The sequence below is a fragment of the Lysinibacillus cavernae genome (assembly GCF_009724685.1).
Classification (GTDB): Bacteria; Bacillota; Bacilli; order Bacillales_A; family Planococcaceae; genus Lysinibacillus; species Lysinibacillus cavernae.
In genome coordinates, this window is sequence record NZ_WMEF01000001.1 from 106,844 (window position 1) to 124,162 (window position 17,319).

The window sequence follows — 17,319 nt, forward strand, 5'->3', positions numbered from 1 at the left end:
TATCCCCATGTAAAAACCCTTCCTCATCAAATACGTCGGAAGGGTTTCGTCCAATTTATACGTTTACAAGTGATGCCTCTTCTTTTGCTATTACCTTTGCCATATGTGTTGTCGCTACATAGCTTAATGTCATACCAGGTCCAATGGTTGCGCCTGGTCCGGGATACGTTTCTCCCATAATAGACGCTGAACAATTGCCTGAAGCATACAACCCTTTGATTGGGTCGCCATTTCCCTTTATCACCCGAGCATATTCATCCACTACCAAGCCACCCTTTGTGCCTATATCTCCTGGAAACAGACGCAATGCATAGAACGGAGCTTTCTTGATCTCTGCTAAATTTGGATTTGGCAAGGTTGGGTCGCCATAGTAATTATCATAGGCACTATCTCCTCGAGAAAAATCATCATCATGACCATTCCGTGCAAAGTCATTAAAACGATTCACTGTCCCTAGTAGGCTCTCAGCTGGCACATCCATTTCTTTAGCAAGCTCTTCAATCGTCTCTGCACTTTTCACGATACCATGATCAAACCAACTTTTTGGAAAGGCTTGTCCTGGGAACAACCCTGTAAAAATATAACGACTTTTAGCAGAGGCATCAATCAAAATCCAGGAAGGAACAGCAAGCTTGGTTGTTTCTTGATGCTCGTACATCGTATCTACAAATTCATGATAGGGTGCCGCTTCATTGACAAAACGTTGTCCTACGCTATCTACAACGATCATATTTGGTACACCCCTGTCTGCCACAAGAAAGAAGGGTTGTCCTTGAGGATCAATAACAGAGGGCGCTCCCCACACCTTATCCATTAAATCTAATGTAGCACCAATTTTTACACCAGGCTCAATGATATCCCCTGTTTGCCCTTCTGGTGAAGAAGTCCAGGCTACATTCGTTGGGCCTGGTAAATACTTTTCACGAAGTGTCTGATTTTGTGAAAAACCACCAGATGAAAGAACAACACCTTTCTTCGCCTCAATTCGTAGCTCTTGTCCATCTCGCACAGCAACAATACCAATAACTCGTTCCTTGTCCATAATGAAATCTTTAAAGGCAGTCGATAGCCAAAGCTCGCCATTCGCTTCCGCAAGAGACAGTCGTAAACGTGCTACTAAAGCTTCTCCCAACGCTACTGGATCACTCTTCGTCACCTTTGATTTGACTAGGCGCATCCCTAACTTCAGCGCAGTTGTTTTTCCTTTTAACGTTCTTGTAATCATATTTACCTTATGAAACTCGTAGCTATTCATCGTGAAGCCTTTTGTTGATAGCGTTGCACGACGCATAGTATTCGCTAAAGAGCCTATTTTCGTTAAATCGAAAATAAGTGGTTCAATAGAACGCCCTTGTGACAAGCCACCTGGTTTTTCGGGATAATAATCAGAATAGCCCTTTGCATATTGGAAACGCATATGCTTTGTTTTATTATATAAAAAACGTAACATTTCGGGTCCCCTCGTAATATAGGCTTCCTTCAAAGCTTCTGGTACACGATCACCAATTGTTGAATCTAAGTATTGGCGGGCAAGCTCATGTGTATCTGGAACACCTGCCCCTTTAATGACATGATTATTCGGAATCCATAAGGCCCCACCTGAAATAGCAGAAGCTCCACCATAACGATCTGTTTTTTCAATCACTAATGATTTCAATCCCTGTAACTTTGCGGTTAAACCTGCTGTCAATCCCGCAGCTCCAGAACCTACTACCACCACATCATAACTTACATCCCATTTCATGCAACCATTCCTCCCCTTCGTGAGCTAAATCGATGAACATAGTCTTTCTATTAAAAAGTATAGAATTAAACTAATATTCAGTCAATTTAATAAGTTCGTCATTTTCCTACATTCATAAGCAATAAACATATTTTAAGAAACGTTGCTGTAAGCATATTCATTTCTACTTAGCATATAGTTGGTAAAACGGCATTAAGTTTATGATAGGGCGGAGGAATTTTACAGGTGAGTGCAATGATACTTGGTGGATTTCTTTTTTTCAGTGTGAGCATTGGGGGCGCGATTGCCTGGGTTTTCTCTAAGCTATTTCAGCATACAACACAAGGATTATCATTATTATGTGGCGGTTTTTTAGTAGGCTTGCTTGTTCTAGATATCATCCCTTCTTCATTTCAAATCTATCAATCATTCGGTATAATACTGGGTATTTTTATTGGCTATTTCATCTTTCAACTATTAGACACCTTATTTCATGCTTCTCATTCGCAAAACCCCTCTGTCTCTCTACTAACCCTTGCTATGATTATCCATACAATACCTATTAGTCTCACTGTCGGAAATTTACTTGGAAATGCAGCGTTAAGTATTTCTCTCACAGCCTCTATTATTCTTCATCATGTTCCTGAAGGCTTTGCCCTATCAACAGCACTCATTTCTCAGGGTGAAAAACTATGGAGACTTTTCATTTATTTCTTTCTCTTCTCCATTTTCTTTAGTATTTTCATCTGGCTTGGTCAATATTGGGCTTTAACTGACAAAGCTCAGGGCATTTTAATGGGCGTTTCTATAGGATTAATTGCTACAGCCAGCATTTCTGAATTTATTTTGCATCAACTTCGGTCGGTCTCCGCCAAAGCTTTTTTCATGTATCTCCTATTAGGCTATCTACTGAGCTATATTTTCCATATACTTGTCGATTAAAAAAGGTGTCTCCATGTTCACTTGAGACACCCTCCAGACTGTAGACAAACTCAAAAAATTTGAGAGTTTGCCTACAGTCTTTTTTCTTTTACAATGAAATAAAGTAAAGCCGTTGATTTCCACTACGGGCGGACGCTTTCCGCGGGCGGGGTCGAGCTGCTTCCCTCGCTCTGTTACTGCCGCTTCACTTTCGTACAGAAAACATCCGCTCAGTCCAGGATCTCGACTTTCCCGCAGGAGTCGCCGCCCTTCGTTCCAATCAACTTCTACATAAAGAACTCCCTATTCATATATTGATAAAAAATATACTTTCAAGGTGATGAATCATGATGATGAAGAATCAAATCAATGAACGTGAACAATTATAAATGTTAACGATTGATCAATTAGTACAAAAACTAGAGTCCATGCAGGTGATGCTTACTTTTGCTGCCAAAAATTTAAAGAAACTGGCAACTTGGACATAGTAGGTAGCTTAAAAGAGTTCTTATGCTTGAAGAGTATGATTAAACGGATAGAAAATCACCATTTTTAAACCTATTCATAGAAGAAAAAAAGACAAAAGGAATCGAGTTTGAGCTTCTCGATTCCTTTTGTTGACACCCTCTTATTCTTCTTCACTAAATAGCATTAAAGTAAGTGTTAAAATTTTAGAAACCTCTGCACGAGTAAGATTTCCTTTTGGATTGAACTTGCCATTCGTGCCATTTAAAATTCCTAAATGCTGCAATAGACCAATAGCCTCTATGGTTTCATTGCGCATTTGATTTTTATCTGTAAACGTGTTGTTTTTACTTACTTGCGAAAGGTCAACTTCCATAGCAGTTAAGTACTTAGCAGTAATGTATGCCATTTCCTCACGTGTAACAGGCTTTTTCGGCTCAAATTTTTCGCCATTAAAAATATCAATCAAGCCATACTCTTCTAAAATCGCTACTTCCTTTGCACCCCAAAAGCCATTAAGATCTGTATAAGTAGCAGGTCCCTCATAATCTTCATTCACATTTAAGCCTGATGCGCGGAAAATAATAGCTGCAAGTTCTCCACGAGTCACTTGTCCATTTGGATTAAAGGTCGTTGCCGTTGTCCCATTAATCATATCTGCTTGATATAGTAATTGGATATAGCTCTCTGCCCAATGACCAATAGCATCCTTGAAATAACCCCCTGGTTTTAGCTCGACATCTGCACGAGCAAATACCGTTACCATATCATTTAAATCTTCCGCACTAACAGCTTCCCATTTGCCAGCCGTGTAGATTTCACTCTTATAACCATTACCAGTTTGTGTAATTTTTATTTGAATCGCATTACCGAAAACTTTCTTAAATTCCTCATAGTTTTCCTTAAACTCTTTTTCTCCCTCTGGGTAGAGGTTTGTGCCATCCTTGTAGGATTGAAGGATCGCCTCTAAAGAAATCTTTACTGTAATACTATTTTTTGTTGTCACAATCGTGACTTCATCATTCTCAAATCCTATTTTAGATAACAATAGCATTTTATAGATATCTTGATAGGACATTGCTTGTAATTGACTAGTGGCTGCAACAGCCTGCTTTGGATGGATAATACTTGCCACATTCACAGCTTCCTGCGCATGTGCCTGTCCAGCAAATCCTCCTGTAAAACAGGCAATACTTAGTGCGCCAGCTAACATTATTTTCTTCATCGTTCTTCCTCCTTCGATTCATAAATTCAGTGTACTAAAACAGTAGTTAGTAAATCTATAAAAATATGTAAATTATATAATAATTATAAAAAAGACCTATTTATTACATATTAAAATTTTACTACTTCTTATTTCATCTCTGCATGCATTCAAATAAGCAACAAGATAATTTTTTATTATTTCTAGAAAAATTTAATAATATTACCTCCATCCATTGATTACTACCATGATTTTTATATGTGTTTCTAGTCATAGATGCTATAAAAGTCACTAGCCTTATATGTCCTAAATTTAACAACTACAAACATACAATAGAAAATCATGCTTACAGGAGGTTTCTCAATGGTGATCACCCCTGGCATTAAAGATTTACCCTATGTCTTGCAAATAGATGGGACGAAGTTTTTCACTTTGATTGCAGAAGAAATAACGTGGGAGCTTGTAGATGGAATTTCTATTCAAGCATGGGGGTATAATGGCTCCACGCCTGGTCCTACGATTCGTGTGTATCCTGGCGATCGTGTATGTATTCGTGTTATCAACCGCCTTCCTGAAAAAACTAGTGTTCATTGGCATGGCTTAATCGTCCCGAACATGATGGATGGTGTACCACCCATCGAACCTTCACCCTTTATCGAACCAGGGCATTATTTCGATTATCACTTTACAATTAAAAATCCCCCAGGTACATATATGTATCATTCCCATGTGAATGTGCCTGTGCAGGATAATGCTGGGCTATTAGGCGGCTTTATTGTAGAAGAATCAAGCTTGCGAAACACCCCTCACTTCAAGGATTATCTGTGTCTATTACAAGAATGGGCTATAGATCAATTATCCTGGGGGAAGCTTACAAAAGGTACGTATCCTTTAAACTTCATTAAGCCTGCATTTAATTTCTTCACGATCAATGGCAAATGCTATCCTTTCACAAAGCCATTAGCCGTACATTTGGGTGATACTGTAAAAATTCGTTTTGGCAATATTCAGATGCATCATCATCCCATCCATTTACACGGTCACCAATTTCACGTTGTTGGAGCAGATGGTTTTCCCATAGCTAGCCATACACAAATCGCGAAAAACACCATTCTTGTGGCATCTGGTGAAACATGGGATATTTGCTTTATAGCGAATAACCCTGGTATCTGGCCCATGCATTGTCATATGCCTCATCACGTTACCAATAATGGAGCTCCAGGTATTGGTGGCATGTTTACTACCGTGAATTACCTTTAACATGAGGGCAGCTTAATTGCTGTTCTTTTTTACGTTATATTTCTTGATTGTTGGGTACATACTTGAAAAGGAACATCGCACAAACTTTATATCTATATAATATTAGAGTCTATCATTTGATTTTTATTCAGTGATAGAAGTAGTATAGAACTGTAAGTAAGGATTATCTACATATCCACACTATTATATTAATGTAGCAATTTCAAAGGAGGAATTTAGATGAATTATCAAAACATTACGGTTGCAGGTAGCGGTGTCTTAGGAAGCCAAATTGCTTATCAGTCTGCTTTCAAAGGGTTTAATGTAACGGTTTACGATATTAACGACGAGGCGCTAAAAAATGCACAAGATCGTATCACAAAATTAAAACCGCTTTATCAACAAGACTTAGGTGCAACACAAGAAGAAGTAGATGCTGCCTATTCACGACTTAGATTTAATAGTGACTTGGCACAAGCCGTTGCCAATGCTGATCTTGTTATTGAAGCAATTCCTGAGGTTGTTAGCATCAAAACAGATTTTTACACTACTCTTGGCAAAGTAGCTCCAGCAAAAACAATTTTTGCGACAAACTCATCTACTTTATTACCTAGCCAATTTGCAGAAGCAACTGGCCGTCCTGAGAAATTTTTAGCTTTACATTTTGCGAATACAATTTGGAAAAACAATACTGCAGAAATTATGAAACATCCTGGTACAGATATGAAGGTTTTTGATGAGGTTGTTGAGTTTGCACGAGCAATCGGCATGGTTCCACTTCCATTATATAAAGAGCAACCTGGCTATATTTTAAACTCATTGCTAGTGCCATTTTTAGATGCAGCTGAATCATTACTAGTAAAAGAAGTGGCTGATCCAGAAACAATCGATAAAACATGGATGATTGGTACAGGCGCTCCACTTGGTCCATTCGCTATTTTAGACATCGTTGGTATTAACACTGCTTACAATATTGTTGAAGCGAAAGCAAATGCTACGAGCGATGAAAACATGAAAAAATTAGCCAACCTATTAAAAACGGAGTACATCGATAAAGGAAAACTTGGTCGTGCTACAGGTGAAGGTTTCTACACCTATCCAAACCCAAGTTTTGCACAACCAAATTTCTTAAAAGGCTGATGATACCGAAAGAGCAATGCCCGCATTAAACGGAGCATTGCTCTATTTTTGGTTCATGTGAAAAAATCCCAAAAACTAGGCGTGTCCTGAAATTCTTTTGTTGCAAGCTTTTCAATAATTTTCAACTTGATTTCCTGTTCCAAGTCCTCTCTTTCCTGAAAACTTGTTTGGTGGAGACACTGTTTAATTTTCGGTATAAAGTTCTCAATAATCATTAACGTCTCCTCATTATATTTGTTTTCCATTGTCTATTTCTCCTCTTTTCTAAGCATGTGATGAAGCTTCTTTAATGCCTTTCGATGAAGATTGGATATATTCTGAGGTGTTGTTTGTAATGTTTCAGCGATAACTTTTATAGAGCAGTCTTTAACATAAATCATCTCTAAAATTTGAAGCTGCTTGTGCGTTAATTTTTTTAGCGAGATGAATAACTTTTCATTTTCAACCGTGTCTAATAAACCTTTCCCAATCCTATCACCTTCTCTGGTGCTGTCAGTCTCTAATAAGCCATTATCTACAATTAATAAGTAACGGTTTTGCAATCTTCTCCTTTTTTTATCAAAATCCAAGCTGTAGAAATAAATTAAATTACTGACATATTTTATTGTCCGAACCCTTATATAGTGTGATTGAAAAGTTTCATCAACCATTTTCATATTACGATCGGTTGGATATAAGATAGCTTTTTGAACCAAATAAAGATTTTGAGCATCAGCTAAAAAACTTTTAATAATTGGGTTTTTGATTTGTTCCATATTCCTGCAAAAAAACTCTTCTATTCTTTGGTATTCATTACTCATACCCATCACTCCTCTATATCCGCCTTCTTGCTAAATAAAGTGAATATCATCTATCTATTATAAACCAAAAACAGAACAAATGTTCTAAAAATTATCAAATGCTATTGATTTTATTAAGCATAAATTCACTTTTAGTAAATGAAAGGCACAACCATAATGAAGGAGGAAGATGTCATGCTAACACCTGAAACGATTCAACTGTGGATTAGTCTAATTGGAAATTCTGGTTTTCCTATCACCATCACCATCTATCTCTTTGTGCGATTTGAGAAGAAAATTGAGAATTTAGAAGCGGTCATCATAAAGTTATTAGAAAAAAGCGGAGATTCATGATAGATAAAAAAAATTACGGCAGCACCCTTTTTAAAGAGTGCTGCCGTGTGGCTAAACTGTGCATCTGCATACAATATAAGTAAGAACAAATACTTTTTAGATGGGAGGAGATTTTATGAATCACAATATTATGATATCAACCAATATTGTCATGACCATTTTTCTCATGCTAGGTATTTCCTATAATTACCACTACGATTCATTCCCCATTCAAATTGAATTTTTAGGCAATCTTGGATTTTGGCTAACGCTCCCATTATCAATCATTATTATCGTGCTAAGTATATGGTTACTTATCAAGAAAGTAGGCATTGTTAGCTCTTTACTTTCACTTTTTATTGCAGGTATTATTTTATTCATTGCTATATGTACATTGTTCCATTGGCATACACCATAATAATGTAAAGTCTTTGAAGGTTTGATACCTTCAAAGGCTTTTTTGCTTTAGAAATACAGCACCATATAATCTTCGTCAAAATATTGCGTTCCTATTTTTAACGCTCGCCTTTCTGTCCCAAACACTTCAAAACCTAAAGAAGTGTATAACCCTTTTGCTGAATCATTGGCAGACACAACTGTTAAATTGATCTGTTCAACGTCAGCTAGTGCCTTTGCCTTATTAATGACTTCTAGCATTAACTGTTTTCCTAAACCAAGCCCTCGCTTTTTCGGAGAAACATAAACGGCGAAAATGTTCGCTTTATGCTTTAGCTTCATTTTATTCTCCTGCACCAATGTCGCTACGCCCAGCAAATCATCATTTTCAAATGCCCCGAATGTAAAGGATCCCTGTCCTTCGAGTCTACTTGCAAACAAGTCAAGCGGCATATCCTTTTCTTCCTCAAAGCTAGAGCCAAATGCCTCTGGATTCGTTTGTAGTCCTTCCAATCTCAAATTCCGATAAATCCCAGCATCTGCTGCAGTTAAAAGCCTAGTTTGCATTCTATTTCCTCCCATAGCACTTTTCATTTTTATCGACCATCATGAATAGCATTTGATGTACTTTTTCCAGAAACCTCCTTAAAATAAAAATAACAAAGGAGATTAAAAACCGATGAAATCTAACAGTATGGCCAAACATTTTCTTACACTACAGGAGCAACGAACTCACTATTTACCAGCTATTCATGCGCTTTCAAAGGAAGAACTATGGCGACGCACACTTGAAGATAAATGGTCTATTGGTGAACACTTTTATCACCTTTATTTGATTTTCAAAATGCTCCACAAAGCAACCAAGTATTCTTTTTTCCTTTTACCAATCGCCAAAATGCGGAGGAACAAGCCCTTCGCTACTGAAATACATAATATTTTTGAAGAATATCAAGCGAACAAAGGAAAAGGTATGCGTGCCCCAGGAATTTTAGTACCACCAAAGAAAATACGTTTTGCACTAAGTAGTCATGATATCGAGCAATTACTCCTTAACGAAACATTGGCTTTGCAACAGTTTGTAAAAGATATCGAGGAGGATATTGCAGGGCATATTATTTTTCCAGATCCTATTGCCAATTATCCTAACCTTATTCAAGCTATTCAGTTGTTGGCCATTCATGAGCGACATCATTTTGAGATTGTAGGAAAGATGATAGGAAAAAAATGAAAAGGAGTGACCTAAAATGATCGTCTTCCCCCATTAGGTCACTCGCAGATTTCTATAGAAGCATTCGTAAAAACTGTTCAAAATGGACGCCTGCCTCGCGCGGAACTTGCTCTCTTGACGTAGCTTCAATCGCAGCAGCTAAAAACATCTCAGCCAGCTTCATCGACTCCACTAAATCTTGCCCACGCATCATGCCACCCATAATAATTGATGCAAATAGGTCCCCTGTGCCTGAATAGCTCTCACCATTATAGTTACGGATACTATGAAAAGACCGCTCCGTATCGACAAACATATTCCCAACAAAACGCTTGCCAACATCCACTGCTGGTGGATTCAAACCAGTAATAATCACGTTTGCCCCAGTTGCCTGCTGTAGCTCCTGACCTGCCTCTTCAAGTGTTAGCATATAATCTGAATCGTTTTGATAGCTCTGAAGCTTCTCATACGACAATCCAGTAAGCAAGCAACATTCCGTAACATTTGGCGTAATAATGTCAGCACACTTCACTAACGCTTTCATACGATCAAGTAACTCACCTGTAAACATTTTATAGACCTCGCCGTGGTCGCCCATCACTGGATCCACGAGCAATGTCGTCTTATTTGAGTGAAACACGTCTAAAAAGCGAAATATAGTATCAATTTGCTCCTTACCTGTGACAAAACCTGTGTGAATGCCATCAAAGGTAGCTCCAAGCTTGCTCCACTCATCTACAAAATAATCCATCTTTGACGTTAAATCCTCACAATAAAAGCTCGAGTACCCCGTTTGCGCCGTTAATATAGCCGTTGGTAATGGCACCGCTTGAACGCCCATCACAGACAACACAGGCATCGCAGCCGTTAACGAGCACTTCCCAAAGGACGACATATCTTGAATTACAGCAACTTTTTTCATCATACATTCCACCTAACTAAACCTGCTTATAGTCTCCTCATCGTATCATAATTAGAAGAATGCGAAAATAACCTCAATCTGACCCTTAACTTTTTTACTAAATTGACACTTTTACAACAGTCAGTCCTTTGCTAAAGTAAAAATCATCAAAATATTCATCATAGTGAGGAAGAGACACATGCAAAATATACAAAGGCCATCCTATACAAGATCACGCACAAAAACATTTGATTTAGTCATTACAGCCATTTTAGCAGCACTTGTTTTCGTTGCCACAATGTTTATCAATCTTAAGCTACCTTTCGGTCAAGGTGGGCTTATTCACTTAGGAACATCCATGCTTTTCATCTCAGCCATTTTATTCGGACCTAAAAAAGGCGCACTTGCTGGAGCTATTGGAATGGGCTTATTCGATATCGTAGGGGGCTGGTTAATTTGGGCGCCGACTACTATTATTTCACGCGCATTACAAGGCTTCATCGTCGGTAAAATTGCTTGGTCAAAAGGACATCGAGGCGACAATATTGGACTGAACATTTTAGGAGCGGTAGTATCAATGCCCGTGATGATGGCCGTTTACTATATCGGCCAAGCCATTATGTTCAATAGCTGGATTGCACCACTAGCATCCATTCCAGGGGACGTCATTCAAAACATTGTCGGCTTAATTATCGCCATACCAGTATGTATCGTACTGAAAAAAACACCATACTTTAAAAAGAATTATTAATGGAAACACGCCATCTTGCTGTTCTACTCGCAGCTTTGATGGCGTGTTTTTGTGATGAAAACGAGGGAATTTATAGATAAAGCGAAACTAGCCCCCGTCTTTTTCATACTATATGGTGGAGGTGTAAAAATGCCAAGAGTAAAATACCGTGATGCAGACGTTGCCTTGATGGCTAGGATGATGCGAGCTGAAGCTGAAGGCGAAGGAAAACAAGGCATGTTATACGTAGGTAATGTCATTGTGAATCGTGCTGTAGCAACATGCTTAGACTTCAATGATGTCAGAACTATTGAGCAAGTGATTTACCAAGTACAAGGAGGCAACTATTCGTTTGAAGCCGTACAAAAAGGCAATATGTTTTACCAAAGAGCAAGAGAAACGGAAAAAAGATTAGCGAAACAGAACTTAGACTACTGGCGAGAACATCCAGCAAAATTCGCACTCTGGTACTTCAATCCATATGCTCCTTGTCCCCCAACATGGTATGGCCAACCATTTACTGGACAATTCAAAAACCACTGCTTCTATGAGCCAGCACCAGGAACTTGTGAAAGTGTTTATATGGGATAGGTAGTTATTACATCGATAAAAAGGGAATGCCTGCCATAAAGGTATTCCCTTTTTATCGCAATGAGTTAAATATGTTCACTTTCATTTTGTTACAGTTGATAATATACAAGAAAAATTAATACATGTTGTCATAATATCTTAATCAAAAAAGAAGAATGGCACATATAGTAGGTATATGAAAAAAACTGAAAAGGACAGTGATCTATGGTTCTAATTAAATGTGGTTGTTGCAGTAAGTTGATTGAGAATCGCGCAAAGAGCATTTATAACAATGAAGTCGATAAATTTTACTGTAACGAATTCTGTCAAAAAAAAGATATTGATTATTTAAATAGTAAGCTTCCTAGTCTTAAAGATAAAAATGGTCAACTTTACTGGGATTTTCACTTTTAGTTTACTAACTCTTTTTTAATTAATTGAATAAGAATATACCTGATCATCCATAAACAAAAGTGCACGTGGTTAATTGCACATGTACTTTTGCTTGCTAATTAGTCTTTGTATTATTACATTTTACCTCCTGCTTTCAGTGGCTTTTCCTTAAATAACATCACGCCAATCAAGCCTATTAAAGAAAATATGACTGGCGAGATGAAACCATAGTAGTATCCATCACCTATATTGCCTGAAGCAGCCTGAAAATGATCCAAAATAAAGCCAAAAATAATGGGTAGCAATACTGCACTTAAAAAGCCCCCTGTATTCGCAAATCCAGAAACGATGCCTGATTCAGATAGAGGGAAAGTTTGACGAACCGCTGCAAAGGTTAAGGCACTTGCACCATAGCCAAAGCCGATGATAAAGAACAGTATGATGAGCATGAAAATTGACGGATGCCCTTTAAATAGAAGAAATGAAAACCACCCTATTAAAACTGTAATATGAACAACAAAATAGGACCTTTTAATCGTTCCCAGCCAACCTGCAATCCAACTAGTTAAAGGAGCTCCAATCAGCGCCCCGATAAGACCGATCATAATGAGCTGGCTTGCCTCTGAAGGTGTCATCTCATACATATTGATCCCGTAAGGTACAGCCCATGAACTGATAAAGCCAACATAGCCCCCAACAACCCCAAAATGACAAAAAAATAAAGCCCATGCTTGCCTACTCAAAAATATTCTGCGTAATAAAACAGTGGTTTTTTCACGTTGTACTTCCTCAGTCACAACGACAGGTTCCTCTGGAAATATGCGTTTTGTGTTTTTGACAAGCACAAAATAAAGAAGTACACCACATAAACATAATAAGAGTCCCGTTGATAAAAATGTAATTCGCCAACCAAATAAAAGAATGAATGTAGCAAAAGGAACAGTCGCCAATAAAAAACCTAAACTCCCTGTCATCCCTGCAAAGCCAATTAGTCGTACAAACTCCTTTTTCTGAAACCATTGCGCCAAAATGAGCACCATATTCACCCATATGGTCGCATCCCCTACCCCAGTGAGCATTCTAGAAAAAAACAATATGAACTCATGTGTACCTAAACTGTAAAGAATTGTACCTAACCCTGTAAGTGTGGCACCAACGATGAGAAAAAAATTCGGTCCAAACCGATCCGCTAAAATCCCCATCGGAATTTGCAAACTCGTATAGACAAAAAATTGAATACTCGTTAATAGTCCAATCGTCGATGCCGTCACACCAAAATCCTTCATCAATTGGTCCGTAATTAACCCCGGAGCAGTTCGCTGACTGGCCATTAACAAATAGGTAAACAATACAGCAACAAACACAATCCATCTGTACTTGTGATGTTGTTTGTCCAATAATCACTACTCCTATTAGCTTTTATTTTATGTATATGAATTTTTGGTTGGGGTGAAGACCTGTTTTTGGGGGTTAGTTTTAAATGTGCATTTTATTTAGGCTTTTGACTTGGTTTACAAGAAAAATGTCTTACATCCTAATACAGATTCAATTTTAAGAAAACGCACCATGTCTATAAGACGGGTGCGTCAATGCTAACCTATACTGCTGGCTGAGGCTGTGCTTCACTCACATGTACTGCAGGTTTACGGTCTTTCCAAGGCATTGCTTCTTCTAACTGTCTACCTATTTGTAATAATGTCAATTCATCTGCAAATTTACTTGTCAATTGTAGTCCAATTGGTAAACCTGATTTACTTTCTGCTAAAGGTAATGATAATGAAGGCTGACCTGTAGCATTAAATAAATTTGTAAACGGTGCATACGTGAAAATTTGCTCCGTCCATTCAACAGCTGAAATGGTAGGATTATTCGCATTTAATTCGCCAATTTTTGCAGGGAGTGTGCCGATTGTTGGGCTCAATAAAATGTCATAGTCTTCAAAGAAGCCTGCTACTTGACGCGAAACGACTGCATTAATATGAATGGCTTCTAATAAATCAGACGCCTTTAAATTACCGCCATATTCATAGCATTTCCAAATGGCTGCTTCAACATTGTCTGGAGAAACTGCTTTACCAGTCCCTGCTGCGGCACCCTTAATCATTTGATAAATATTGGCTGTCCAAATATCGACCGTAGCCTTTGTAAATGTCCCTTGTTCATATTTCGGACGAGCTTCTACTACTTCATGTCCTAGGTCCTTTAAAGCTTGAACTGTTTTATGAACAGCTTCAATGCATTCCGGATCTACAAATGCCCCAGAATTTGTCTCAGTTGTCCATGCAATTTTTAAAGGGCGCACTTTTTCATAGATTAGTTGTCCATACGGCGCATGTGTTACTTCTAATTTAGAATAACTTCCTAAATCAGGACCTGCTACTTGATCCAGTAAAACCGCTGTATCGCGAATTGTACGTGTCACAGCGAACTCAATCGCAATTCCATTTAAAGGCTCACTATTGAAAGGACCAGTAGGAACTCTTCCTCGTGTAGGTTTTAATCCAACTAACCCACTGCAGGAAGCGGGAATACGGATAGAACCACCGCCATCATTCGCATGAGCAATTGGCACAATACCACTCGCAACAGCTGCTGCTGAACCACCACTCGAACCACCCGGACTATGATTTAAATTCCATGGATTACGTGTTGCACCATAAATAACCGCTTCAGTAGCAGCATTATAACCAAACTCTGGTGTTGTCGTAGTACCTGCTAAAATTAAGCCAGCTTTTCTAAAACGCGCCATTAATTCACTATCAACTGGTACAATCGTATTTTCCCCTATACGACTCCCCATACTATGCGGGACACCTTCTGCATGTAACACGAGCTCTTTAATTAAAAACGGAACACCTGCAAACGGAGCATTATCATCAATTTTTTCAATTGCTTTATCAGCTTGTTCTTCTAACACACTGACTACCGCATTAATTGATGGGTTTACTTTTTTGATTCCCTCTAACGCAAGCTTTGTAAGCTCTTGTGGTGTTACTTCTTTTGATTTTACTAGTTCTGCTAACCCCGTTCCGTCATATGAAGCATACTCTTGTAAATTCATATCATCACCTCGTATAGTAGTAATCTTACAACTATAATGTACTGAATTTTCTAAATATAAAGTATTACCCGAAAGGATAATTCTTCTTTAAGTAGAATATGAATGCATAATGGAGAAACGAGGTGATGTGATGTTTTTGGAAAATGATTTAGAAAACATTCTTAAAGCTAGTTATCATATTTCCAATATGAATGTGAAGCAAAGCAATGAGGGTTTTAAAAATGAACTTTTGCATACGTTAAGTGAACATCTCGGGTATCACCATATGCTATTTTGGGATATATCGAATAATGAATTAAATGCACCTGTACATTTTAATATAGAGATTCATACAATTAATGATTATTTACAAATCTATAAAAATTTTGATCCATTACATCCTCAAAATATAGACACACACCATGCCATTCAGTTGATGAATAAAAATGAGGTTATGTGCCTGCAAAAACAAACCCATTATAAAGAAGTTTTTTTGAGAAAAAATTGTTACGAAGATGAAATGGCCATGTATTTGAAAGTAGACGATAAACTCATAGCAGTTATCGGCTTTTTAAGAAAAATAGGCGAGAAGTTATTTAATGAAAAAGATATTTTAATGTTACTGTATTTGAAAAAAAATATTGAAAACATTTACGCCTTACATCACTATTCTCAACCCCCTATACTGTTTGAAATGACAGCACGAGAAAGAGAAGTTTTAAATTTTGTTTTCAAAGGCTTGAAAAATGTAGAAATTGCCCAGCAATTATATGTCAGTGAAAATACGATAAAAAAACATCTTCAAAACTTATATAGAAGATTTAAGGTAACCAATCGTACACAGCTGTTGGCGAAATGTTTAAGGTATATCGACCCTGTTTAATTATGTTGATCAGTAATCAGTACCTCTTTAGACATTTTATCGGCAATACTGGATTCGCTTTTAAAAATATCACATAGATATGTGCATTAAATGAAATCCAATCAATGGGGGTTTTCTTCATCCCCCACCGATTGTGCAGTTCGTGACCGTCTAGTTGACTCGTTCTCTTCTATTTGAGGGACTGATCTTTAATGTGGGATTACTGCGTACATTCACTTTACTTCTTTCATAAATACCCTGAAGTTTTCAACGATTTCTTTTGCTTTAGTACGATATAAATAATGATCACCTTCAAATGTCATCACTTTCCCATGTACAGAATCTTTTATTTGTTTTTTATGCTCTGGAACCCATCTGTCAGTTACTGGATGATTCGCTTGTATAAAGAAAATAACAGGAAGATTTTTTGGGAATGATAAATTTTCAGCGGCTTTAAAATTTCCATACATCATTTCAGCTTCATTTAATTGAGTGGGATTATACATATTTTTGTGTTTAAGAATTCTCAATTGTTCTTTTGTTTTATCATCATATGGTAGTACAGCGTAAGGGTCATCACCTAGCTTCACTTGCAATCTAGCTAAACCCGATTTTTTAAGTAGTTTTATAGTTGTTATTATTGAAGAATCAATCTTTTTCTCACTTATCGTTGGCACACTGCTATCGAGCCCGACAAATGCACTCACTTCGTCTGGATATTTGTTCACATAATCCAATCCGTAAAGGCCTGAAATGGAGTGGCCCATTAGAATATAACGCTCAATATGAAGTTGCTGTAAAGCTTCATGAATTTCACTGACAATATTCTCTGTACTTCGTTCCTTTTCAGTTAAATCACTTAATCCATAACCAAAAGGCTCAATAACAACAACTTTGTAAAATGGAGACAATTCATCTACTAATAGTTGAAAATCAAGCCCTGGTGCCGCCGTTCCAAAACCAGGTAAAAGCACGACGGTTTCTTCGCCATCTCCTTGAATGAAGACATTCATATTTTTCCCGTCTACTGCTACAGTCTGACCATATGTTTCTAGCTTTCCTTGCTCCATTTTGCTGCAGACAATATTGACTAGAAAAACAATCGCTAAAAAAAGTAATATGGCTATAACTAAACCTGCAATTATTTTACTTATAATCGTTATCGTTTTTTTCATTCTGTTTGCACGAGGTATAGAGTGGCAAGTGTGGGCCTTTTCCTCATTTGGTCTCGTGCCTCTCCTCCTTTTCGTTATCTCTTGATCATCAGTGTATTTCGGCTACTTTCACAAACCGTTATGGATAGCTTATACATTGAAGGTGTACTCTCTATGACAACAATATGAATGGAGGATGAACAAAATAAAAATATGTTACGGTGTCACGTGTGATAAAGCTTTACACATGACGCCGTAACAT

The 17,319-nt window shown here is 37.7% G+C and carries 18 protein-coding genes; 9 read left to right on the top strand and 9 right to left on the bottom strand.

What is annotated here, in order from left to right; translation table 11 throughout:
* Positions 1-55 precede the first annotated feature (55 nt).
* Positions 56-1,744, bottom strand: a complete 1,689-nt coding sequence (locus GJU32_RS00520) for an FAD-binding protein (protein WP_155590010.1) — start codon at positions 1,742-1,744, stop codon at positions 56-58.
* Between the two features lie 234 nt (positions 1,745-1,978).
* Between GJU32_RS00520 and GJU32_RS00525 the strand changes: the two genes are divergently transcribed.
* Positions 1,979-2,665: a ZIP family metal transporter gene (locus GJU32_RS00525; protein WP_230874921.1), complete on the top strand. Its 687-nt coding sequence runs from the start codon at positions 1,979-1,981 to the stop codon at positions 2,663-2,665.
* Positions 2,666-3,272: 607 nt separating this feature from the next.
* On the opposite strand, the gene GJU32_RS00530 is transcribed toward GJU32_RS00525, so the two are convergent.
* Positions 3,273-4,334: an S-layer homology domain-containing protein gene (locus tag GJU32_RS00530; RefSeq protein WP_155590012.1), complete on the bottom strand. Its 1,062-nt coding sequence runs from the start codon at positions 4,332-4,334 to the stop codon at positions 3,273-3,275.
* Between the two features lie 342 nt (positions 4,335-4,676).
* Between GJU32_RS00530 and GJU32_RS00535 the strand changes: the two genes are divergently transcribed.
* Positions 4,677-5,573, top strand: a complete 897-nt coding sequence (locus GJU32_RS00535) for a copper oxidase (protein WP_155590013.1) — start codon at positions 4,677-4,679, stop codon at positions 5,571-5,573.
* A gap of 219 nt (positions 5,574-5,792) precedes the next feature.
* Positions 5,793-6,692 carry a 3-hydroxyacyl-CoA dehydrogenase gene (locus tag GJU32_RS00540; protein WP_155590014.1) on the top strand — a complete coding sequence of 300 codons (900 nt, stop codon included), beginning with the start codon at positions 5,793-5,795 and terminating at the stop codon, positions 6,690-6,692.
* A 53-nt stretch (positions 6,693-6,745) separates the two neighbouring features.
* Here the strand turns inward: GJU32_RS00540 and GJU32_RS00545 are convergent, their stop codons facing one another.
* Positions 6,746-6,937, bottom strand: coding sequence for a hypothetical protein (locus tag GJU32_RS00545; RefSeq protein WP_155590015.1), 192 nt, complete (start codon positions 6,935-6,937; stop codon positions 6,746-6,748).
* A 3-nt stretch (positions 6,938-6,940) separates the two neighbouring features.
* Complete coding sequence (locus tag GJU32_RS00550) at positions 6,941-7,492, bottom strand: RNA polymerase sigma factor (protein ID WP_155590016.1); 552 nt, start codon at positions 7,490-7,492, stop codon at positions 6,941-6,943.
* Between the two features lie 174 nt (positions 7,493-7,666).
* On the opposite strand from GJU32_RS00550, the gene GJU32_RS00555 reads away from it, so the two are divergent.
* Positions 7,667-7,825, top strand: coding sequence for a YvrJ family protein (locus GJU32_RS00555; RefSeq protein WP_155590017.1), 159 nt, complete (start codon positions 7,667-7,669; stop codon positions 7,823-7,825).
* Between the two features lie 115 nt (positions 7,826-7,940).
* Positions 7,941-8,222, top strand: a complete 282-nt coding sequence (locus GJU32_RS00560; protein ID WP_230874885.1) for a hypothetical protein — start codon at positions 7,941-7,943, stop codon at positions 8,220-8,222.
* Positions 8,223-8,269: 47 nt separating this feature from the next.
* On the opposite strand, the gene GJU32_RS00565 is transcribed toward GJU32_RS00560, so the two are convergent.
* Positions 8,270-8,767 (bottom strand): GNAT family N-acetyltransferase, encoded by a 498-nt coding sequence (locus GJU32_RS00565; protein ID WP_155590018.1) that lies wholly within the window; start codon positions 8,765-8,767, stop codon positions 8,270-8,272.
* Between the two features lie 112 nt (positions 8,768-8,879).
* Between GJU32_RS00565 and GJU32_RS00570 the strand changes: the two genes are divergently transcribed.
* On the top strand, positions 8,880-9,428 hold the full coding sequence (locus GJU32_RS00570; RefSeq protein WP_155590019.1) for a DinB family protein: 549 nt from the start codon (positions 8,880-8,882) through the stop codon (positions 9,426-9,428).
* A 52-nt stretch (positions 9,429-9,480) separates the two neighbouring features.
* On the opposite strand, the gene GJU32_RS00575 is transcribed toward GJU32_RS00570, so the two are convergent.
* On the bottom strand, positions 9,481-10,329 hold the full coding sequence (locus GJU32_RS00575; protein ID WP_155590020.1) for a pyridoxamine kinase: 849 nt from the start codon (positions 10,327-10,329) through the stop codon (positions 9,481-9,483).
* Between the two features lie 178 nt (positions 10,330-10,507).
* Between GJU32_RS00575 and GJU32_RS00580 the strand changes: the two genes are divergently transcribed.
* Entirely contained in the window at positions 10,508-11,059 is a 552-nt protein-coding gene (locus GJU32_RS00580; protein WP_155590021.1) for an ECF transporter S component, read from the top strand.
* Positions 11,060-11,188: 129 nt separating this feature from the next.
* Complete coding sequence (locus tag GJU32_RS00585; RefSeq protein WP_155590022.1) at positions 11,189-11,629, top strand: cell wall hydrolase; 441 nt, start codon at positions 11,189-11,191, stop codon at positions 11,627-11,629.
* A gap of 506 nt (positions 11,630-12,135) precedes the next feature.
* Here GJU32_RS00585 and GJU32_RS00590 read toward each other — a convergent pair.
* On the bottom strand, positions 12,136-13,398 hold the full coding sequence (locus GJU32_RS00590; RefSeq protein WP_155590023.1) for an MFS transporter: 1,263 nt from the start codon (positions 13,396-13,398) through the stop codon (positions 12,136-12,138).
* A 200-nt stretch (positions 13,399-13,598) separates the two neighbouring features.
* On the bottom strand, positions 13,599-15,062 hold the full coding sequence (locus tag GJU32_RS00595; protein WP_155590024.1) for an amidase: 1,464 nt from the start codon (positions 15,060-15,062) through the stop codon (positions 13,599-13,601).
* A gap of 109 nt (positions 15,063-15,171) precedes the next feature.
* On the opposite strand from GJU32_RS00595, the gene GJU32_RS00600 reads away from it, so the two are divergent.
* Entirely contained in the window at positions 15,172-15,924 is a 753-nt protein-coding gene (locus GJU32_RS00600) for a response regulator transcription factor (protein ID WP_230874886.1), read from the top strand.
* A 212-nt stretch (positions 15,925-16,136) separates the two neighbouring features.
* Here GJU32_RS00600 and GJU32_RS00605 read toward each other — a convergent pair whose 3' ends face one another.
* Positions 16,137-17,078: an alpha/beta fold hydrolase gene (locus GJU32_RS00605; RefSeq protein WP_155590026.1), complete on the bottom strand. Its 942-nt coding sequence runs from the start codon at positions 17,076-17,078 to the stop codon at positions 16,137-16,139.
* Positions 17,079-17,319: the final 241 nt, after the last annotated feature.